This is a genomic window from Paraglaciecola sp. (assembly GCF_039964565.1).
In the GTDB taxonomy this organism is placed as follows: Bacteria; Pseudomonadota; Gammaproteobacteria; order Enterobacterales; family Alteromonadaceae; genus Paraglaciecola.
Genome location: NZ_JBDVXF010000044.1, coordinates 464472 through 484646, shown reverse-complemented (window position 1 = coordinate 484646; position 20175 = coordinate 464472). Strand labels below are relative to the sequence as shown.

The window sequence follows — 20175 nt, the reverse complement described above, 5'->3', positions numbered from 1 at the left end:
ACATAGCCTTGGCTAATTAGCAACTACTTAGAAATTCTAACTCGTTGCCAGAGTCCTAAGTGGTCTCCCTTGAAGCGAGGGCGCATTATAGAGATAACAGATATCCATGCAAGCACTTATTTAAAATAAATGTTTAAGTGGTCAAGAAGCATACAAAAAGTAGAAAATTCACGCTTTATTGCCTAGTTAAGGTCATAGGATTGTGGATACTTAGCGTTACTGTTTGCGAAAACCCTATAAATGGGTACCATAAGTGCGCTTTATATTCTTATAACCATAAAATCTTTTTAGGTAGCGTCACATGAATCCATCTTTTATTTTGAATATTATTATTACAGCGATTATCGCTATTGTTATATATGTCATTTTACCCATGATAGCGTCAGAAATGCCCAATAACCTAGCTGCGGCTCTCGGAGTCTTATTAGGTGGCTTGTTAGTACCTGGCTTAGTAAGGCTGTCTTCATCAACAAGTTCATCTGGTGATAAAGGTGATTCATCAACTGTATCTACACTTTATGTAGGAAACCTGCCTTATCGTGCGGATGAAGAAGCGGTACAAGCACATTTCGAACAACAAGGTAATGTTGTTTCTGTACGACTAATGAAAGATCGCCGAACTGGTAAAAGGAAGGGATACGGCTTTGTTGAGATGAATGCGAAGGGAGCGGCTAAGGCAATTAAAAATCTAAACGATTCGACTTTCCAAGAACGGACTTTAAAAGTTCGCTTAGCGAAAGAGAAAGTTGAAGACGAATAGTTACCTATAAGTAATAAAGCCAGTATTAAGCTGGCTTGATTACTTATGTATATTTAGTAGCTATCAGTATTATTCTGGTTGATAACCTTTCGGCAAATTGTCCACAAGTTTTTGATTGAATTCGTTGAAACGATTAATCGCAGATATTAGATCTGGAGTGGCTACATCACTTCCTAAATTGTTAATCAATTCATTCACCATGTTTTCGTACGATTCGCTATCTTCTAATTGAAGTCTCGATCCTTCTAGCACATTAAGTAATTTATCAAGATAGTCAGCGACAGGCTTTACTGATTTTGCTGGATTGCTATCTACACTATCTCCATCAAATCGAGAAACCGTTTCGTACGCTTTGATCACCTGAGTGTTTTCAACCTTCGTCAACTGTAAAGCAAAACTGGATAATTCTTGTTCATCAAACCCAAGTTCTAAAGCTTGATTAAAAGCGGTTTCAATATCGCCATTAAAAAACTCTTCAGCAAGATCATTAGCATCAGACACTAATTGACCAATAGCTTTGAGTTCATCCTCATCTAACTCGCCTCTAACCGAAAACGAAAATGAACTTTCTTGGTAGAACACCGCATTTTGTTCAATTACTTCAGTAGTAGGTTGTTGCTGTTCTATAACGTTATTAGTTTCTAATGCGGAGTTGGTTTCCGGTACCTCTGTCTTAGTATCCACTTGAGTTACAGTGTTATCGTCACTTTGTTCGGAATCAATGGGGTTTTCATTTGATTCTGAATTTTGTATTTGTTGCTGCACCTGTCGTTGACTGAGTTCAAATTGCTCTAAATCTTCAAAAGTAATTTTAACTGTATCGCCATCTCTGGTGCGAATACTTAGTTCACCTGATTCTTGTTTTGCATAAGAGACACTGGAAGATTCAACAATAGCCTGATTTGTATTTTGCAAATCGACTGCGTCAGAGTTAAAAACCTCGCGCTTAAGATTTGCAATACCCTCTTCTATTAAACTCTTACTTTGCCCTATGCCATTAGTAATTTCTTCATTTAAGAAACCTGCTAAATCTTGCTCTGCTAATTTAATGCCTTTTAACACGCCGGTTGAAGCTTGTTCGAATAGATCTTCAAGTTCACCGTCATCTGCCCCTCGACTTTGGGCGTTTTTAATCGCACCACCGATAAAACTGAGTACGTTCTTAGCTATTTCTTCAAAATCAAATGACAAAGCTTCAGACTCTTTTGAGTCAGGCACAGAAAAATTAGGTTTGTGCCTATCAATTTCAAGATTATTACTTAACGAATTTGTATATATCTTTACACCCAATGAAGTGCTAGAGCTAAATTGCGCCACACTCTGCGTTAAATGGTTACTTTGTCCACTTATCGCTTGTTTTAACCCCTCATCACGGAGTTGATTTTTGATACTGTTGTCGCTCCCCAGATGTTGGGGATTATCACCTAAAAAGGCTTTTAATTGACTAATGTTCATGGCAGATACCTCACTATCCTCAACTAACCATATCGGCCGCTACCCGTTAATACTTTAGCTAAACTTGTCCAAAAATTATACGTTTTATAAATTTTAGCTTTCGAATATATTGCAGAATGGCTAAAAACACTTTACCTTGCGCGTTTTTACCGTCTAAAAGATTGAGGCAATATATGCGGCCAACTGAAATTCAAGCTGACCATTACGATGAACAGTTGAAAAATAAAACGAAACTTATAAAAGAAAGTTTTGCTCAGTATGCCGCCCCCGAATTGGAAGTGTTTGCATCCGAACCACTAAATTATAGGTTAAGAGCCGAGTTTAGACTTTGGCATGAAGGTGATGAGTTACATCACGTCATGTTCGATCAAACGACTAAACAAAAATACCAAGTACATAGTTTCCCTCCCGCTAGCCTTCTTATTAATGAAGTTATGGTTGATTTAATTGCATTAATTAAAGTCAATGAGGCTGCACGCCGGAAATTATTCCAAATAGATTATCTAGCCACACTAAGTGGTGAAATCATTGTGTCTTTGCTCTATCACAAAGCCTTGGACGAGCAGTGGTCTACGGAAATGAGAAATATTCGTTCGTTGTTAAGCCAGAAATACAAAATTGATATTATCGGCCGAGCAAAAAAACAAAAAGTGATTCTAGACAAAGATTATGTCACCGAAGAGTTGACAATAGACCAACGTAATTACACCTTCAAACAAATCGAAAACAGTTTTACTCAACCCAATGCACGGGTCAACGTCAAAATGATCGAGTGGGCGTTGGATATTACTCAAAATAGCCAAGGAGATTTACTCGAACTATATTGCGGTTCCGGAAATTTTTCTGTGCCGCTAGCACAAAATTTTGAAAAAGTGTTAGCCACTGAAATATCCAAAACCTCTGTATCAGCAGCGCAACAAAATATTCAGCAAAACAATATAACCAATCTAAAAATCATCCGAATGTCGAGTGAGGAGTTTGTCCAAGCACAACAAGGTGTTAGAGAGTTTCGACGTTTAGAGGGAGTAAATTTAACTGACTACCAGTGCCAAACCGTATTAGTTGATCCACCTCGTGCTGGCTTAGACGATACTACAGTCGAGATGGTAAGCCAGTATGAAAATATAGTGTATATTTCGTGTAATCCGGACACGCTAAAACTCAATTTAGACACATTATTACTCACACATAGCATCACTAGGTTCGCGTTGTTTGACCAGTTCCCGTATACCCATCATGTAGAATGTGGGGTATATCTACAAAAAAAGTAACTAATTATTAGCTTGTTCTGCTTTAGCCTGCAAAGCTCCATTTACTACGAACCTTAGTTGAAGCTTCACTCTTTCAGCCACATTTAGTTTCTGCTCTTCCGACGCATCTAGTGCCTCGGCGCCAGCACTAAAAACTAACTTAACCATGGCCTCTGCTTGCAAATTTGCAATATTATACGGTAAACCAGTTGTAGAAATGGTGTAATCAGTCAGTTCTACGTTGAAGTGCTTAATTTCTCGCAATACCGCCGCCCTAAAAGCCATTGATGTACCGGTATGCTCCCGCAACAATAATCGAAAAACGTTATTGTTGGCGGTAATAAATTCCATAAAAGTATCCACAGAAGTGTTGATTACTCCTCCACCTGAAGCAATTCTCGCCCTAGCTTGCCGCATCAATTGACGCAAAGCTAAACCCGCTTCATCAACTAAGGTTAGCCCTAATTCATCAATATCTTTAAAGTGCCGGTAAAAAGAGGTGGGGGCTATACCTGCAGCTCGCGCAACCTCCCTTAGACTGATACTTGATAAGCTTCTCTGCTCATCCAATAGTAAAAACGCTGCTTCAATAATGGAACGACGTGTTCGTAATTTTTGCTCTTGACGGCTCAATAGTTACAACCTGCGGTTAGTGATCAAGTCAATATTTATGTAATTCTAACGTGAAAAAAGTAAAACACATACCCAAGAAATTTAACTCTTTGCTCATATATGACTTGCGAAACGACGAGGGCAACGTAAAATAGCGTACAGATGTAAGCTGAATTAAAATTTTTAAATGAAAAAACCCCGCCTGATACTCACCAATGTTTTGGTCTTTTCCATAACCGCATTAATAGCAGCGGTGTTGGTACCTCTTGAAGCATTAACCAACGGTTTCGATAGCGTCGAAATTATCGCGTGTTTAGTGTTAATTTACTTTTCAGGCATGTCAATTACTGCCGGTTATCACCGTTTATGGTCACATAAGGCGTATCAGGCGAATGTATTCGTCAGAATTGTATTGGCAATTGGTGGGGCAATGTCACTACAAAACAGTATTCTGCACTGGTGTTCAGATCATCGAATTCACCACAAACATGTTGATGACAATGATCAAGATCCCTATTCCGCAAAAAAAGGGTTTTGGTACTCTCATATTGGTTGGATGTTGAGAGAGTATCAAATTCACCGTTACGATGATTATAGTAACTGCAGAGATCTGCAAAAAGATGCAATAGTAATGTGGCAACATAAGCACTATTTGAAGGTTATGCTAAGCGCTAACTTTGGCCTGCCATTATTACTTGGTTGGTTAAACGGCGACATTTGGGGCATGTTATTATTAGCCGGCGTTTTCCGCCTAGTTGTGGTTCATCATGTAACTTTTTTCATTAACTCCTTAGCGCATATATGGGGAAAACAGCCATATACCGACAAAAACTCCGCTAGAGATAACGATATTTTAGCTTTTTTTACCTTTGGTGAGGGCTACCATAACTTCCACCATATATTTGAGTATGACTATAGAAATGGGATTAAATGGTGGCAGTTTGATCCCACAAAATGGCTAATCAAAGGGTTATCTGTTGTCGGCTGGGCTAGCAATCTTAGGCGCTGTCCGGAAGAAAGAATAGAAAAAGCTAAAGTCGCAATGCAACTAAAGTTAGCCCAGGAAAAAGTATCTAAATTACCTAATGCAGATGAAATATTAGCTAAAGTACAATTTGAGTATGAACTCCTAGCTCAACGCATGACAGAATATTACGCCGCCAAAAAACAACTAATGGCTATTAAGAAACAAAGTCTCAAACGCAGCTATGAAAACCTTGAAATGCATTACAGATATAAAGAGTTAAAACAAAGTTTAGCCCTACAAAAGCAAAAATGGTTACAGCTAAATCAGTTTGAGTTTTTACCAACTATGGCAAATTAAATACGTAGGAATTCATAGCGAGAGGTCTAATTTTGAGGCCTTTTTAAAATGTGGACTCTAAAGTAAAGAACAGGGCGACTAATAAAATAAACATCATATCTAAAATACATGATTGTAACCATTGTGCTCATTCTTTACCTTTTGCACCCAAACCAATTTTGCAATACTCAAAAAATGCAAAAATTGTTCTTATTGGTCAAGCCCCAGGTCTCAAAGCTCACCAAACCAATACTCCATGGAAAGACGCCTCAGGAGATAGGTTACGAAAATGGCTTGATATGCCAGAACAACAATTCTACGACAAACATTCCTTATCTATTGTACCCATGGGCTTTTGCTATCCTGGAAAAGGTAAGTCTGGTGATTTACCTCCTAGAAAAGAGTGCGCCCCCAAATGGCATCCCTATTTGCTTGAGTCTTACTCAAACAAACTTATCCTTCTAGTAGGAAAATACGCGCAAGACTATTATTTAAAAGACAAAAAAACACTGACCGAACGAATTAAAAATTGGCGCGACTATCAACCTAAGTATCTACCAATACCTCATCCTTCACCACGAAATAATATCTGGTTAAAAAGCAATAGGTGGTTTGAAGAAGAAGTCATGCCACAGATGCTTGCTAAGATTAGGGCGAAGTTGCAAGACTAAAAAACATGGTGACTCTCAAACGCAAATTAAAAAGTGTTTAGCGCAGGTGACAACAAGAGCAACAAATTATTGAAATCACTCCGAAGCCTTTAAACCTAAAACATCCCATAAACTTGCTTTTTAGTTGCTCCTTAGTAGTGTTTTTTTGAGGCTAAAAATTCTAAAAGCTGTTCATATGGCATGGGTTTCGCGAACAAATACCCCTGGGCTTCATCACACCCTAATTTCAGCATATAGCTCGCTTGTTCTCTTTTCTCAACTCCTTCCGCAATTGTAGACAAGCCAAGTTTATTACCAAGTGTCACGATAGTTTCTGCAATAAACGCAGATTTACCGGGATGAATTTCATTCACAAACGACCTATCAACTTTTAAACGGTCCAGAGGCAATTGTTGTAGGTAGCTCATAGAAGAGAACCCGGTACCAAAATCATCGATAGCAACTTTTACTCCAAACAATTTGAGTTCTTGCAAGGCTTCAATCACTATTTGTGGTTCATCCATCACCACGCTTTCAGTAATTTCTAACTCTATTCTATCGGGCTGAATACCAAATTCGGTGATTATATTTTTTACCGACTCAACAAAGTTTGGATCCCTAAACTGTGGCATTGAAATATTAACCGCCATTCGTAATCCAGTGTGACCTTGGTCAAACAATGCTCTTAGTTTCTTACATGACTCTTCCAATACCCATATCCCAATATCAATGATGAGACCTGAATATTCAGCTAATGGAACAAATACTGCCGGAGAAACGAATCCACCATCAGAGGTAGGCCAGCGTAATAATGCTTCCATCCCGACGATTTGTTCGGTTACTAAGTCCACTTGGGGTTGATACCAAAGTTGTAACTTCTTCCCTTGAAAATCTCTGGTTAACTGCCTGATCATGTCCAAGCGCCAAGTGGTTTCTTCTTCCATCTCAGGCGCATAGTACTCGAAATTAGTATTGAGATTTTTCTTAGCTTTATTTAATGCAATGTTGCTATGTTTAAGAATATTAATACCGCTTTGAGGTTTTCCATCTAGCCGACAAAAGCCAAAACTAGCAGAAAGCGGTAAAGTATGTTCTCCAGCTTTAAAGGGAGCCACAAAAATTTCATGTAATGTTTGTGGATTAACAAAAAACTCTACTCCTATTAAGCCAAAAACATCTGAGCCAATGCGTCCTATTCTGACTTTATCTAAAAAAGTTTCTTGCAACCGGTTAGTGACGGCTAGCAAGGTGCTGTTACCGGCATCTTGACCTAAGCCATCATTGATATCAGCAAAATGGTTAATATCAATAAGCGCCACTACAGGATTGTCAGCTTTGTTTCTAGCAACAACACAGTCATCCAACATATTGATAAATTCACTACGATTAGGCAGCTTTGTTAACCAATCTCTAAAAGCGGCAGTTCGAAGTTGGTGAAATAGATTCACGTTTTCATACCCAACAGAGATACTAGACAAAAATACTTCAAGTAATTGTTGGTCAATGGAATTAATTTCTTTGCCAATTTGCAAATAGACTGCGGCCTCGTATCCCGAACTATTTAGATACAGTACTGAGAATTCTTTTTCAAAAATATGCTCTTTAAGCTGCAAACAGCAATTTACAAATTTCACAATTCGAGCGTTATGTAGACTATCTAAACTTTCATTTATATAGGATGCGAATTCACCTGCGGCGCCGAGAATATATACGCCGTCGTCGTCTTTATCTAATACAGAACCGGCTCTGGCACACACAACCCCACCCGCCTCTAAACCGATAAGTGAACTAATTTGTGTAACCACACCTTCGCAAAAACTTTTAACGGAATGCTCTTCCATTAGGTTTGCAGCAGACACGATAATTTGCTGTAAGCCAAGACGACTTTGATTAATGGTCAATATTTGTTGGTACGAACGCAAAGAAGCAATAATGGTGGTCACTAATTTACTGCGAGTTAGTTCTGTTTTTGTTTTGTAGTCATTGATATCGTAATCTTTAATGACTTGTTCTTCAGGTGCATAACCAGGTTGCCCTGTTCTTAAAATAATGCGAGGTTCCATAACCTTCAACTCTTCGCGCATTATTTTTGCAACATTAAGGCCCGCATCATCTGACTCCATCACCACATCTAATAAAATTATGGCAATTGATGGCCCCATTTCTTTAATAATTTCTAGAGCCTCAACGCCAGAATAAGCATGAATAAAACGCAGAGCTTTTTCGTTTACAACCAAATCAGACAGTGCAAGCCTAGTGACAGAATGTATCTCTTCGTCGTCATCGACCACTAACACATTCCAAACACCGTTGATCTCTGGGGTGAACGGATGGATATCTTCTGATAAGAAAATTAATTCATCGTTTTCGTATTTGCTTGAGCTCATGTACATTCCATCAAGTTTGAGATCCTTCTATATGTCGCTGCTGCAATCAGTTCATATGTTTGGCATTCAATTACGTACCACCCAATAAATCACAAAAATTAATTGGAGTATCAACTTATTAATCAATATTTGCTAAAGTTAACATTTTTATTTGCTCATGTAACATGAATTAACGCAATATACAAAGTAACAAATTCAAAATTAAGGCAGCTTATTAAGTCTCATGAAAATAGAGTCTAATTCCCCACCCGCCACAAACCGATTACAACCGGTGCATTCACAAAAAGTAGATGTCAAAACAAGCGAGGCCAAAGTTCAACCTGATAATAGATTAAACAGGCAAACTACTCAAAAACGTATTTTGCATTGGTTCTCACAAGCAGGAATTCAAGAACAAGGTAGTACTTTTAAAACGGTAAACACCAGTGAAAAAATAAGACGCAAAAATGAATTATTAGCGCAAAAAAAATTTAGAAACCTAGAAAATATTCTAGGGAAGGCACTAGATTTTTGCCTAGATGACGGACGAGAAGAAGATTTAGATCCCGATTGGTTTTTTAGTTTTATAAAAATGGCTGAGGAAATTTTTTCTCCGGCGATGCAGGAACTGTGGGGTAAGATCTTTGCGGTTGAGACTGCAAGACCTGGTAGTTTCTCTTTAAAGACCCTTGGAGTTTTGAAACAACTTACCCAGAAAGATGCACAAATTTTTCGTCATGCTGTTAATCTAGCTAGTCGCCGTAAAGGTGAAGCAACCCCTAAACTGTTACTTGGTTATTATCAAAAAACCAGTCTCTGGTCATTTTTTAGTTCACATAATGAACATCAACTTAATTTGGCAAACTTTGGCTTAGGCTACCCAGATATTCTATCACTTGTGGACTTGGGGTTAATACACAAAAGCGAAATTGAATCTGGAGAGTTACCAATTGGAGAGTCTATAGAATGGCGTTGTGCAGGCCAAACAGTGGATCTACAAGCGAAACGCAGCGGCACAACTTTGGTGTATTATAAATTTACGACTACAGGCGCTGAATTATGTAAATTGGTGCCGCAAAAAAGACAAGATTTTTACTTAAAGTCTCTCAAAGCCACTTTAGGAATCGCTTTTGATATCACCTAAACCATTGCTAGAAGGCTAGTGAAGGAATTCGCTAAATTCCATCACCAAATTCATGTAGACCACACTCTCTTTTTAATCCAAAGAAACGGGTATCTTGTTCACTCATGCCTTCTTCCAACGAACGTGTGCTATGCCAGTCTCCAATAGACACATAGCCCTTTTCCCATAAAGGGTGATACGGAAGATCATGTTCTTTCAAATACATATGAACATCTTTGTTAGACCAATCAATTATGGGGTAAATTTTATATTGATTTTTCAACCGTTGCACTACAGGTAAGGTTTCGCGCATATCAGACTGGCTGCGACGTAATCCAGCAAACCAGCTTTTCACTTGCAATTCCTGTAACGCTTTTTGCATAGGTTCAACTTTATTTAAAGCGTTGTATTTTTCAATACCCTCTATCCCTTGCTCCCACATTTTCCCCATCCGAGCTTCTTGCCACGCAGACGAAATTTCGGACCGATACACCTTAAGGTTTAGCTTGAGACGTTCAGTTAACTCATCAACAAATTGGTAGGTTTCAGCAAATAAATAGCCCGTATCCGTGAGTACAACTGGAATATTAGGGTGTTGTTGCGTGACCATATGCAACATCACTGCAGCTTGAGCACCAAAACTTGATGACAGCATAAAATTCTGCGGTAAATTTTCTAACGCCCAAGTAACACGCTGCACAGCAGATTGTTTTTCTAGAGCTAGGTTAGTTTGCGCCAACTCATCATCAGAAAGACTGAACTTTACACTATCAGCTGTATTAGATTGAATAGCTTGGGTCATCATAAAAGTCCTTGGCTGAGTCGATTACTGGTTTAACGACTTTCACTCTAATAAGAAAATCTCCAAAAGCTTCGCCAGTATCACGTTCTTTTGACCAACGGCCAATTAAAGTATCTAACTCACTCATTATTTCTTTTTCATCAATATTTTCACGATACATTCTAGGAATTCGCGTTCCTTGACGATCGCCGCCTAAATGAAAATTGTACTTTCCTGGGCCTTTACCCACTAATCCCACTTCTGCCAACATGGCACGGCCGCAGCCATTAGGGCAACCAGTCACACGATATATAATGCTTTCGTCAGACATACCATGTTTTGCCAAAATTCCCTCAATTTGAGTGACTGCATCGGGCAAATACCGCTCGGCCTCTGCCATCGCTAAAGGACAGGTTGGTAAAGACACACAAGCCATTGAATCTTTACGTTGCAAACTGACTTCATCTGACATCAGTCCATGTTCACGGGCCAGCTTTTCAATCTGAGCTTTCTGTTCTTTAGGTACACCCGCCACGATCAAATTCTGATTGGCAGTAAGACGAAAATCGCCACCATGAATTTTTGCAATTTCTGCACAGCCAGTTTTAAGGGTTTTACCCGGATAATCCAAAATACGGCCATTTTCAATAAACAAGGTAAGATGATGTTTGCCATCTATTCCTTCAACCCAACCGATACGATCACCTCGAGAAGTAAATTCAAAAGGTCGGCTAGCTGCAAAAGTAGCGCCTGAACGTTTTTCTACTTCTGCTTTGAAGTTATCAACACCTACTCGTTCCAGTGTGTATTTAGTTTTGGCATTTTTACGATTAACACGGTTTCCCCAGTCTCGCTGGGTAGTTACGACAGCTTCAGCGACAGCTAAAGTGTGCTCTTTGCTAATAAAACCAAAATCATCGGCTTTCCGTGGGAAAGTCGCTGTGTCACCATGAGTCATGGCCAGTCCACCACCCACCAAAACATTAAAACCGATTAACTTTCCGTTCTCAGCTATAGCCACAAAATTCAAATCGTTAGCATGTACATCGACGTCATTTTGCGGCGGAATAACGACTGTCGTTTTAAATTTACGAGGAAGGTAGTGACTTCCTAAAATAGGCTCTTTATCAGTCGTTTCGGTTTTTTCACCATCCAACCAAATTTCCGCGTAGGCACGTGTTTTAGGTAACAAATGCTCACTGATTTTTTTAGCCCACTCGTAGGCTTCTTGGTGTAATTCAGACTCAACTGGATTAGAGGTACACAACACATTTCGGTTGACGTCACCCGCAGTGGCAATAGAATCAACACCTACTTGATTTAACATTTGATGCATTGGTTTGACGTTTGGCTTCAACACGCCATGAAACTGAAACGTTTGACGGGTAGTTAAACGAATACTTCCATAGATGCTTTTTTCTTCAGCAAATTTGTCAATGGCCAACCACTGATCAGTAGTAATAATTCCGCCAGGCAAACGCGCTCTTAACATCACATTTTGTAGCGGCTCTAATTTTTGTTTAGCGCGCTCAGCTCGAATATCACGGTCATCCTGCTGATACATACCATGAAAGCGGATAAGCTGGAAATTATCACCAACAAATGCCCCAGTTAAATCATTATTTAAATCGTCAGCAATGGTTCCACGCAAGAAATTGCTCTGGCCTTTTAGGCGTTCGTTGTCAGCTAATTTGCCTTCTACAACGAAATTTGTTTTATCAGTACTCATTAATAAACGTCCTTCTGGTAACGTTTTGCACGGCGTAAGTCAGAAATATATTGCTCAGCTTGCTCCTCGCTTTTAGCGCCATGTTCAATCACAATTTGCACTAAAGCGTCTTGTACATCTTTGGCCATATGGTTAGCGTCACCACACACATAAAGGTGGGCGCCTTGCTCAAGCCATCGATACAATTCTGCACCTTGCTCAAGCATCCGATGTTGCACATAAACTTTTTGCTCTTGATCTCTGGAGAATGCCAAACTAATTTTGTTGACTACACCGTCTTTAACGAAACGTTGCCACTCGGTTTGATACAAGAAATCCTGAGTATAATTGGGATTACCAAAGAACAACCAATTCTCACCACTTGACTCTTCAGCTTCTCGTTGTTGCATAAACGCTCTAAAGGGCGCAATACCTGTACCTGGGCCTATCATAATAACAGGTGTATTACCGTCATCTGGTAACCGGAAATTGTCATTTGTTTCAACAAACACATTGACCTCACCACCTTCATCTAATCTGGTAGACAAAAAGCTCGAAGCACCACCTTGGTGGGCATGGCCATGGGCGTCGTATTCAACTAAGGCAACGGTAAGGTGCACTTCATCTTCTACTTCGGCTTGACTTGAAGCGATCGAGTAAAGTCGCGGAGTCATGCCTCGCAACGCGTCAACCAGCTCCTGAGCGCTTAACTTTGCAGGAAATTGACGAATGATATCGATGATTTGGCGTTGCGCTAAAAATTCTCGTAACACCGACTTATCATCTAATAAAGCATTAAGTTCGACACTTTTGGCGTATTCTGCATATTTGCTGACAAAAGTTGGATAACTTTGGGTTAGCTCTAATTGATTCACCAAAACATCATTAATACTGTATTCATCACCTGACCAGTTAACCAAGGCATCAGCTTTTAAATCGAGTGCAGCGATTAACTCAGCGACTAGCGCTTCATCATTTTTGAACCACACACCTAACGCATCACCAGGTCGATATTGAATACCTGAATCTTCAAGGGATATTTCAATATGACGGATATCCTTCACTGAATCTCGACCTGTTATCTTCTGACTTTCAAGCAAGGTTGCAGTATAAGGCGATTTTTTCGTAAATTGACTGGCAACGGCAGCACTAGAATTCATCGTCAACGATGGCGCAACAGAGCGAGAATTCTTTGCACTTAACTCGTCTTTCACTTGGTGAGTCACAGTGTCAAACCAGGTCGTAGCAGCGGCGTCATAATCTACATCACAGTCAACACGATCTGTAATGCGAGTTGCACCAAGATCCTGTAAACGTTTGTCGAAATCTTTAGCTGTTTGGCAGAAGTATTCGTAGCTAGTATCCCCTAACCCCAAAACAGCAAATTTCAAATCGTTGAGTTTAGGTGCTTTTTTGCCACCTAAAAAACTGTGCAGTGCAACCGCATCATCAGGTGCTTCTCCTTCACCGTGAGTACTAACAATGACTACCACATGAGTTTCGGTTTTGAGTTGCTTTTGCTTATAATCGGCCATACTAGCAATTTTAGCTGGAATATTTAGCGCATCTAATTTGGCTTTGTATTCCTGAGCAACCGACTTGGCGTTTCCGGTTTGCGAACCATACAAAATAGTCAAAAATTTTGTAGGCTCACTATCGGCTGTGGGTAAACCGGCAGATTGACCATTTTGTGCCAAACCCGCCAAATAACCACTCAACCAAGTCAGTTGTTGTGAATTGAGCGCGGCCGTAGCCTGATTGATTTGTGACCACTGGTTTTCATTTAGACCTGCGGCAAGCCCGTTGGCTTGATTTATTACTGAAGACATAGAATCGCTAACCGTTATTAATACAACTATAGATTAGCGATATAAGGACATAACCGGAAAGAATAAAAACTAATTTTTTATAACCAAATCAGATGAAATTAAAAATGTACCTCTAAACCTGCGTATACACCTTTAAATTCGAGGTTTGAATATATATCGTCTAAATCATCTAACTCTAATTCAACTGCACGATAACCTAGTTGAAAAGTTACATCTACCGCCAAATTTTCCATTAAACTATAAGTTAATGCGGCTTGATAATCAGACAAAGTATGATCATCAATATTCAAAAAGCTTCCTTCTACAAACGCACCAAAGCCACTAAACGGAATACCTATAGCCAAACGAGAATAGACCATTGGCACCGGCCCAGAAAATGATTCTCTTGAAGAGGTAGAGGTATTATCCTTTTCTGTGACAAGCAGCTCTCCTTCAATTTGTTTAGCGTTGATACCCACATCAAAACTAATTAAATCGTTATCAAACAATTCGTAATACAAAATAAAATCTGTTGTGGTTAATTGCACGTCAGCAAGCACATCAGTATTGTCAGCGTACACTTCATCACCAAAGGTATATTGAGAATTTAACGTTGTTTCTCCAGAAGTGTCCATTACAGTGCGTTGTATCTTAATATTAGGGATTAGTGGCACCGGATGTTCAAACGCTGCATACAAATTTGTGTTGGTTTGATCTTCAAAATCGAAATTTGCGTTGGTTCCATCACTTGAAAAGCCGCCTGAGGTTTGCATATTCCAGCCTTGAGCACCAACATAAAGGCCAAGTAAAGTATCAGCTTGTACCGTAAAGCTAGCGCTCGAGACGATTAAGCCTAAAGTTAGAGCAGTCTTTTTCATAATTTAACCTTGATTTAATAATTCACTAAGTTCGATTAGAGCAGCATTTGCTCGAGAAATATAGTTCGCCATCACCAGTGAATGATTGGCTAAGGTTCCAAAACCACTGCCGTTTAATATCATTGGACTCCAAAGAGACTCTTGCGTAGCTTCTAGCTCGCGAATAATTTGTTGAAGACTGACCGTGGCGTTTTTCTTCGCTAGTACATCGGCAAAATCTACTTCTACAGCCTTTAAGAAATGTATCAACGCCCAACTTGCCCCTCTGGCTTCGTAAAAGTTATCATCTAATTTCCACCAGCTAGTTTTTTCAGCCAAGCTATTTGCCGTTGGGGTAGATTGCATCGCTTGTGCATCACCTGCCAAATTTGTATCAAGACGTTCCTGACCTACACTAGCACTTAAACGTTGCGAAAAACTCCCTAATCGTTTTTCTATCTGTTTAAGCCAATCTCTTAAGTTATCTGCCCTTGCATAGAATTGCCCCTGTTTTTGGCTACTATCCGCTAAACTGCTTCTGTAAGCGTATAAATTATCAATACCTTCTTGATATTTCGATTCAGCAGAGGGCAACATCCAGCTTAAATTATCTATATTAAATTGCGGCTGGGCCTTGGTTAGAAAAGGGTTTTCTAAGGATTGGCTTTGTGAACGACTAAAGTCTTGGCGCATTGCCAAGGCCAAATCTCGTGTCATTTCCAACGCACCAAATTCCCAACTCGGCATATTGTCCATCATCACGCTGGGTGGCAAAACGTCATTTGACAAATACCCTCCAGGTTTATCCAATAGTGTCTCACTGACTCTTATTAAACTAGTAGTGATCGTATAACCCGCAACTACTGACTCATTTTTTTGGCTAGCTTGTTGTTGCGCAAGCACTTTAGGTTCAAATAAATCAGGCTCAAAACTCCAGTAAACTGACAAGATCCATAACAAGAAAATAATAAGAGCAATCGAGCTAAGTAGCCATTTTGGGGTAAAATACTGTTTCATACTTCCTCCTAGTGATGTTTATGTTCAGAAGGCTGAATGACACTAGAGACGTTAGCCTTAATGGTGATGGGATCACCTGTTTTAGTGAGCAATGTGAAGGTTAATGCCTGGCCCTCATGTAAAGGCTGTTTCAATCCAAACAACATAATATGTAGACCTCCGGGGGAAAATTGTACACTTTCACCAGATTTAATCACCACTTCAGATTGCTGCTGCATACTCATCATATTATTCACCATAACATGATTATGTATTTCAGCTTTGGTAGCAAAGTCTGCAGAAGCCGCTACCAGAACTTGATTGCGTTCAGAACGGTTTTCAATTGAAAAGTAGGCTGCGGTATTGGGCACTCCAGGTGGTAATAATCTTACCGTTGCGTCGCTGATTATCACTTCGGCATGAAGCACACCCATTACAAAACTACAGAAAAACACTATTAGTCGGAGCATAAACTACCTACAGTTAATATATATGTCAGCAATTATTCAGCAATTCGAATTAACATGCCAACCATTAAACTGAAAACTTTGGCCACAGCAATCAAAATCAGTATGCCGGAGATTGCCTATCTCTTACTAATAGAAAAATCACCAGAGTAAACAAGATAACTGGCCAAAACACACTCACTCCCACAACAAACAAACCAATGCCTGCAGCTATTATGGCAAAAGCAATCGCGGCAAATATACTAAAAGCAATAATAAAGCCCACTATCACTAAGATGGCCACTATGCCTGTGACCGTAAGAATTGAAGTTACTGGCTCAAAATCATGTTCGGCAAAAGTAAAATGTAAATCTAACCACTGGGATGCTAAGTGGCCTAGGCTATAAGTTAATACTATCGCTATCAATACAGCCAGAATAATGTTTCTGAACATGATTTTCTCCTTATCTACTTGGTATCAGGAGTGTTGCAGTGATGTAAGCAATAGCCGTAACTGTAGGTAATGTTATTAAACAGACGATTGCAGCTATTCGAATCGCCAATCTAGGCACGCCCCAATGTTTTGCCAAGCCAGCACAAACCCCAGAAATTTTACGATGGGTCAAGTCTTTGTATAATCTATTTACGTCAAAATAACGTCTCATATCGTTCTCCTATATCCATAAAACTCGAATGCTAGTGGCAACATTTCGCTACCACTAACAAATTGAATCACCCAATCTATGCTACCTTTTTACGCAAAGCTTCTAGTTCTTGTTCAATCTGACTTTCTGCTTCAAGTTGGCTAAATTGCGCGTTTAGGCCTTGTGATTCGTTTACCAGATCGTAAGCGTCGACTTGTGACTCTAAGTCATCAATGCGTCGTTCATATTGCTCAAATCTAACGATCGCATCATCGATTTTGACTGAGTGAGTTTTATTCTTTGCCGTCATTCGCACGGCGACCGAACGCTCTCTTACAATTAGCGATTTTTGTTTAGCTCTCGCTTCAATTATCTTGTCTTGCAGCTTACCCATGTCCGTTTGCAATTTAGATAGCGACTCGTCCACAGCCGTTTGCTCGGCCACTAAGGTGGTCAGGCTTTGCTGACATAAGTGTTTTTCAGCTAATGCTGCTCTAGCCAAATCTTCTCGATCTTTTTCTACTGCTAGCGTTGCTTTTGCCTGCCACGAATTAATTTGTTGCTGCAATTTGTCTTCTTGGCGCTGAAGCTGTTTCTTCTCGGCCAAATTTGTCGCTGCAACTGACCGTAATTCCACCAAGGTTTCTTCCATTTCTTGGATTAATAATTTAATTACTTTGGCCGGATTCTCAGCCTTGTCCAAGATGGCGTTGATATTGGCTTGCACTATGTCTGACATTCTCGTAAACATACCCATTTTGATTTCTCCAATAGTATTAGTAAGTATTACTGCTGGCCGTTCCAGCACTACTAACATTATTACAAGTGTTATGCCAATCTAATAAAAACCGTTAAAGCACTGTTTTATATGCACTTTTCATAAAACCCACAAAACTGGCTACCATGTAGTTTTAGCTCAACCCTAATAATTTGGTCAAATCGACCAAATTATTAGGGAAATCACAATCGATAGGGTTTTAGTCAGGTATTTCCCAACTTAAGTTAAAAGTCCAAGCGTGGTTTAGCTAAGCAACAAAACACAAAAAATGAAGGAACTTTTGTATGTTTTGCCCGTCAAAGAAATTCGAGAAATGCGGTTAGTTATAGAGGTAGTAAAATGACCGGTAAACGTTTTTTAACTTTTCTTGCCCATAGAGGAATTCCTGCTAGTTGTTTCGCCCAACGTTTGGGATGCCGCTTATCATCCATAAAAAAACTTCAATACTGCGACAAGGTTCCGCGTCACTATATCAACATGTTAATTAGTGAATTCGGCATGTACTTGAATCGTCGAGATCTAGATTTACTAACCAGTGCTTAAAAGTATCAGTTGTACAAATTTATTTATCGCAAATTATGAATATTGAATCATTCAATTTAACAAAAAAGTTCAAGAGGACAACAAAGAATGTAAGAGTGAGTGGTGGTTTATTTTTTAGAGTGGGAAAACAAATGTTATTAAGCGAAGAAAAACGGTCAATACAACTATTAGAGACCGTTTCTACAACTGATAATATTATGACATTTAGTTTGTACTGAACTTTTACGTAAGCATTCAACAAAACTAAAGATTAGCGCTCCTGCCGCATAGGCGAATACTGGCGCCAACAACATGATGAATAAAGATATTTGATTAAACATAAACCATTCCTTATTCAGTTTGTTCTTTAGTTACCTCAACACTTTCGAGATCTGTAATCGTCACTTTAGCAGTGTAAGTTTTTGCCTCATCGAAACTAATGTTGTTAGCTACTGTCAGGACAGCTGAACGAACATTGTTTTTAACTTCTTGTTGCGCAACTTCCATCGCTTGGTTAACCATACTGGTTACATATCTTTCTAGTGAGACATTTTCAGCCTGCGCTGTGGAAGCAAAAGCGAAAGAAGAAGTTAGGGCAATGGCAGCAATTTTAGATTTAGTAAACATGATATATCCTTTTAGTTTAATGTGTTAATAACTGGTTTAAAGCAGTTACTATATAAGTCGCAGTATCCTTAGCGATAGTTGTGCCAATCATGAAATATTTTTTATGTCATTGATTTATATTAAGTTTTAATTTTACCTCTACGATATTGAAAAAGGTAAGATAATCGACAAACCTAAAATGTGGTTTTTTTTACCATTGCCTTGGTCAAATTAGCCAATCACTTCAGATTGAAATTGTTTAGCTTTAAGCTGCGCTTCTAACAGGACTTCTAAAGCATCACTGAGCAGCTCTACACCTGCATTAGCTTTGGTGCCATTTTGACTTAAATATCGGCGCCAAATACGTCCACCTGGTTGACCTTGAAACAGACCTAACATATGCCTAGCAACGCTCCATGGCCTAGCCCCTTGAGAAATTTGTTGCTCAACGTATGGCAGCATTGCCATCACCACTTCAGCTCGTGTTTTACTAGTGCTATCACCATTATAAAAACGTCTATCCACTTCAGCTAAAATAAAGGGATTACTATAAACCTCACGGCCTATCATCACCCCATCTAAATGATTCAAATGAAGTTCCACATCATCTAAGGTTTTAACACCACCATTTAGACTGATGTGTAAATCTGGAAACTGTTGTTTTAACTGATAAACACGCTCATACATCAATGGTGGGACATCACGATTTTGTTTAGGACTTAAGCCTTTCAGCCAAGCTTTACGAGCATGCACAATAAAAGTATTGCATCCAGATGCGGCAACCACTTCAATAAAGCGGGTTAGGTCTTCGTATTCGTCCATATCATCAATACCGATCCGCGATTTGACTGTGACGGGGATATCAACCTCTGCCTGCATGCTTTTAATACAATCAGCCACGGTTTCAGGCTCTGCCATTAAACAGGCACCAAACCTGCCATTTTGTACGCGATCAGACGGGCAGCCTACATTGATATTAACTTCATCATAACCGTATTTTTGGGCCTCACCTGCACAACGTGCCATATCAACTGAATTAGAACCTCCCAACTGCAATGCAACGGGGTGCTCTTCTTGGTTGTATGCAAGATAATCACCCTTACCAAAAATAATCGCGCCAGTGGTGACCATTTCAGTATACAAAAGCGCGTGCTGTGAAATTTGTCTAAGGAAATACCGGCAGTGTTTATCAGTCCAATCCAGCATTGGCGCCACAGAAATTGTGCGATTGATAACGTCGGGCATAAATTGTTCGCCAATGAGAAAAATAAGGGCGCGCATTCTAGCTGATTTTATGAGCAGGGTGAATAAGCAATGGCCATTGAATTGTGATTAAAACAAAAGATTGACCATTATTAGTCAAATAACAGATCGGTAGTGAATCGAGAGGCTAAGTTAGCTCATCAACTATAGTGTAAACATAGCTAAGACTAATCTTGAACATCGGATGTTTGATGCTTATTCTAGCTCTATGAAACATTTTTATTATAAAAGAACCCAGCGTCGTTCC

The 20175-nt window shown here is 39.4% G+C and carries 20 protein-coding genes; 5 read left to right on the top strand and 15 right to left on the bottom strand.

Features of this window, described 5'->3' with window-relative positions; all coding sequences use genetic code 11:
- The first annotated feature begins 301 nt into the window (after nucleotides 1–301).
- Nucleotides 302–760, top strand: a complete 459-nt coding sequence (locus ABJK37_RS21795) for an RNA-binding protein (RefSeq protein ID WP_348358227.1) — start codon at nucleotides 302–304, stop codon at nucleotides 758–760.
- A 69-nt stretch (nucleotides 761–829) separates the two neighbouring features.
- Here the strand turns inward: ABJK37_RS21795 and ABJK37_RS21790 are convergent, their stop codons facing one another.
- Complete coding sequence (locus ABJK37_RS21790; protein ID WP_348358225.1) at nucleotides 830–2215, bottom strand: DUF5610 domain-containing protein; 1386 nt, start codon at nucleotides 2213–2215, stop codon at nucleotides 830–832.
- 173 nt (nucleotides 2216–2388) lie between these two features.
- Here ABJK37_RS21790 and trmA point away from each other — a divergent pair, with 173 nt between their 5' ends.
- On the top strand, nucleotides 2389–3486 hold the full coding sequence (trmA, locus tag ABJK37_RS21785) for a tRNA (uridine(54)-C5)-methyltransferase TrmA (protein WP_348358223.1): 1098 nt from the start codon (nucleotides 2389–2391) through the stop codon (nucleotides 3484–3486).
- Here trmA and fabR read toward each other — a convergent pair whose 3' ends face one another.
- Complete coding sequence (gene fabR, locus ABJK37_RS21780) at nucleotides 3487–4098, bottom strand: HTH-type transcriptional repressor FabR (protein ID WP_348358221.1); 612 nt, start codon at nucleotides 4096–4098, stop codon at nucleotides 3487–3489.
- Between the two features lie 166 nt (nucleotides 4099–4264).
- Between fabR and ABJK37_RS21775 the strand changes: the two genes are divergently transcribed.
- On the top strand, nucleotides 4265–5401 hold the full coding sequence (locus ABJK37_RS21775) for a fatty acid desaturase (protein WP_348358219.1): 1137 nt from the start codon (nucleotides 4265–4267) through the stop codon (nucleotides 5399–5401).
- A 158-nt stretch (nucleotides 5402–5559) separates the two neighbouring features.
- Entirely contained in the window at nucleotides 5560–6051 is a 492-nt protein-coding gene (locus ABJK37_RS21770) for a uracil-DNA glycosylase family protein (protein ID WP_348358217.1), read from the top strand.
- Between the two features lie 131 nt (nucleotides 6052–6182).
- Here ABJK37_RS21770 and ABJK37_RS21765 read toward each other — a convergent pair whose 3' ends face one another.
- Nucleotides 6183–8417 (bottom strand): EAL domain-containing protein, encoded by a 2235-nt coding sequence (locus ABJK37_RS21765; protein ID WP_348358215.1) that lies wholly within the window; start codon nucleotides 8415–8417, stop codon nucleotides 6183–6185.
- 223 nt (nucleotides 8418–8640) lie between these two features.
- Here ABJK37_RS21765 and ABJK37_RS21760 point away from each other — a divergent pair, with 223 nt between their 5' ends.
- On the top strand, nucleotides 8641–9540 hold the full coding sequence (locus ABJK37_RS21760) for a TIGR03899 family protein (RefSeq protein WP_348358212.1): 900 nt from the start codon (nucleotides 8641–8643) through the stop codon (nucleotides 9538–9540).
- A gap of 31 nt (nucleotides 9541–9571) precedes the next feature.
- On the opposite strand, the gene ABJK37_RS21755 is transcribed toward ABJK37_RS21760, so the two are convergent.
- The 12 genes from ABJK37_RS21755 to dusA all read right to left on the bottom strand — a co-directional run bounded on the left by ABJK37_RS21755 (nucleotide 9572) and on the right by dusA (nucleotide 19910).
- Nucleotides 9572–10321 carry a phosphoadenylyl-sulfate reductase gene (locus ABJK37_RS21755; RefSeq protein ID WP_348358257.1) on the bottom strand — a complete coding sequence of 250 codons (750 nt, stop codon included), beginning with the start codon at nucleotides 10319–10321 and terminating at the stop codon, nucleotides 9572–9574.
- Nucleotides 10299–12029 (bottom strand): assimilatory sulfite reductase (NADPH) hemoprotein subunit, encoded by a 1731-nt coding sequence (gene cysI / locus ABJK37_RS21750; RefSeq protein WP_348358210.1) that lies wholly within the window; start codon nucleotides 12027–12029, stop codon nucleotides 10299–10301. Before cysI ends, ABJK37_RS21755 begins: the two co-directional genes overlap by 23 nt.
- On the bottom strand, nucleotides 12029–13837 hold the full coding sequence (locus tag ABJK37_RS21745; RefSeq protein WP_348358207.1) for an assimilatory sulfite reductase (NADPH) flavoprotein subunit: 1809 nt from the start codon (nucleotides 13835–13837) through the stop codon (nucleotides 12029–12031). The genes cysI and ABJK37_RS21745 overlap by 1 nt, the downstream gene beginning before the upstream one ends.
- A gap of 98 nt (nucleotides 13838–13935) precedes the next feature.
- Nucleotides 13936–14694, bottom strand: a complete 759-nt coding sequence (locus ABJK37_RS21740) for a TIGR04219 family outer membrane beta-barrel protein (RefSeq protein ID WP_348358205.1) — start codon at nucleotides 14692–14694, stop codon at nucleotides 13936–13938.
- 3 nt (nucleotides 14695–14697) lie between these two features.
- A complete protein-coding gene (locus ABJK37_RS21735) occupies nucleotides 14698–15690 on the bottom strand; it encodes a DUF2333 family protein (protein ID WP_348358203.1) in 993 nt (330 codons plus the stop codon).
- A gap of 8 nt (nucleotides 15691–15698) precedes the next feature.
- Nucleotides 15699–16139 (bottom strand): copper chaperone PCu(A)C, encoded by a 441-nt coding sequence (locus ABJK37_RS21730; RefSeq protein WP_348358200.1) that lies wholly within the window; start codon nucleotides 16137–16139, stop codon nucleotides 15699–15701.
- Nucleotides 16140–16236: 97 nt separating this feature from the next.
- Nucleotides 16237–16569, bottom strand: a complete 333-nt coding sequence (locus ABJK37_RS21725; RefSeq protein ID WP_348358197.1) for a hypothetical protein — start codon at nucleotides 16567–16569, stop codon at nucleotides 16237–16239.
- Between the two features lie 10 nt (nucleotides 16570–16579).
- Nucleotides 16580–16780 (bottom strand): PspC domain-containing protein, encoded by a 201-nt coding sequence (locus ABJK37_RS21720; RefSeq protein ID WP_348358195.1) that lies wholly within the window; start codon nucleotides 16778–16780, stop codon nucleotides 16580–16582.
- A 76-nt stretch (nucleotides 16781–16856) separates the two neighbouring features.
- Nucleotides 16857–17516: a phage shock protein PspA gene (gene pspA, locus ABJK37_RS21715; protein WP_348358193.1), complete on the bottom strand. Its 660-nt coding sequence runs from the start codon at nucleotides 17514–17516 to the stop codon at nucleotides 16857–16859.
- A gap of 731 nt (nucleotides 17517–18247) precedes the next feature.
- Nucleotides 18248–18400 carry a hypothetical protein gene (locus tag ABJK37_RS21710; RefSeq protein WP_348358191.1) on the bottom strand — a complete coding sequence of 51 codons (153 nt, stop codon included), beginning with the start codon at nucleotides 18398–18400 and terminating at the stop codon, nucleotides 18248–18250.
- A 10-nt stretch (nucleotides 18401–18410) separates the two neighbouring features.
- Nucleotides 18411–18686, bottom strand: coding sequence for a hypothetical protein (locus ABJK37_RS21705; protein WP_348358189.1), 276 nt, complete (start codon nucleotides 18684–18686; stop codon nucleotides 18411–18413).
- 210 nt (nucleotides 18687–18896) lie between these two features.
- Nucleotides 18897–19910 carry a tRNA dihydrouridine(20/20a) synthase DusA gene (dusA, locus tag ABJK37_RS21700; protein WP_348358255.1) on the bottom strand — a complete coding sequence of 338 codons (1014 nt, stop codon included), beginning with the start codon at nucleotides 19908–19910 and terminating at the stop codon, nucleotides 18897–18899.
- Nucleotides 19911–20175 lie beyond the last annotated feature (265 nt).

What these genes read in the sequence shown, in the direction of transcription:
- ABJK37_RS21755 (WP_348358257.1), bottom strand. Translation starts at nt 10,321, where the DNA reads ATGACCCAAGCTATTCAATCTAATACAGCTGATAGTGTAAAGTTCAGT.
- pspA (WP_348358193.1), bottom strand. Translation starts at nt 17,516, where the DNA reads ATGGGTATGTTTACGAGAATGTCAGACATAGTGCAAGCCAATATCAAC.
- ABJK37_RS21745 (WP_348358207.1), bottom strand. Translation starts at nt 13,837, where the DNA reads ATGTCTTCAGTAATAAATCAAGCCAACGGGCTTGCCGCAGGTCTAAAT.
- ABJK37_RS21720 (WP_348358195.1), bottom strand. Translation starts at nt 16,780, where the DNA reads ATGAGACGTTATTTTGACGTAAATAGATTATACAAAGACTTGACCCAT.
- ABJK37_RS21705 (WP_348358189.1), bottom strand. Translation starts at nt 18,686, where the DNA reads ATGTTTACTAAATCTAAAATTGCTGCCATTGCCCTAACTTCTTCTTTC.
- dusA (WP_348358255.1), bottom strand. Translation starts at nt 19,910, where the DNA reads ATGCCCGACGTTATCAATCGCACAATTTCTGTGGCGCCAATGCTGGAT.
- ABJK37_RS21765 (WP_348358215.1), bottom strand. Translation starts at nt 8,417, where the DNA reads ATGAGCTCAAGCAAATACGAAAACGATGAATTAATTTTCTTATCAGAA.
- ABJK37_RS21740 (WP_348358205.1), bottom strand. Translation starts at nt 14,694, where the DNA reads ATGAAAAAGACTGCTCTAACTTTAGGCTTAATCGTCTCGAGCGCTAGC.
- ABJK37_RS21735 (WP_348358203.1), bottom strand. Translation starts at nt 15,690, where the DNA reads ATGAAACAGTATTTTACCCCAAAATGGCTACTTAGCTCGATTGCTCTT.
- ABJK37_RS21710 (WP_348358191.1), bottom strand. Translation starts at nt 18,400, where the DNA reads ATGTTTAATCAAATATCTTTATTCATCATGTTGTTGGCGCCAGTATTC.
- ABJK37_RS21725 (WP_348358197.1), bottom strand. Translation starts at nt 16,569, where the DNA reads ATGTTCAGAAACATTATTCTGGCTGTATTGATAGCGATAGTATTAACT.
- cysI (WP_348358210.1), bottom strand. Translation starts at nt 12,029, where the DNA reads ATGAGTACTGATAAAACAAATTTCGTTGTAGAAGGCAAATTAGCTGAC.
- ABJK37_RS21795 (WP_348358227.1), top strand. Translation starts at nt 302, where the DNA reads ATGAATCCATCTTTTATTTTGAATATTATTATTACAGCGATTATCGCT.
- trmA (WP_348358223.1), top strand. Translation starts at nt 2,389, where the DNA reads ATGCGGCCAACTGAAATTCAAGCTGACCATTACGATGAACAGTTGAAA.
- ABJK37_RS21775 (WP_348358219.1), top strand. Translation starts at nt 4,265, where the DNA reads ATGAAAAAACCCCGCCTGATACTCACCAATGTTTTGGTCTTTTCCATA.
- ABJK37_RS21790 (WP_348358225.1), bottom strand. Translation starts at nt 2,215, where the DNA reads ATGAACATTAGTCAATTAAAAGCCTTTTTAGGTGATAATCCCCAACAT.
- ABJK37_RS21730 (WP_348358200.1), bottom strand. Translation starts at nt 16,139, where the DNA reads ATGCTCCGACTAATAGTGTTTTTCTGTAGTTTTGTAATGGGTGTGCTT.
- ABJK37_RS21760 (WP_348358212.1), top strand. Translation starts at nt 8,641, where the DNA reads ATGAAAATAGAGTCTAATTCCCCACCCGCCACAAACCGATTACAACCG.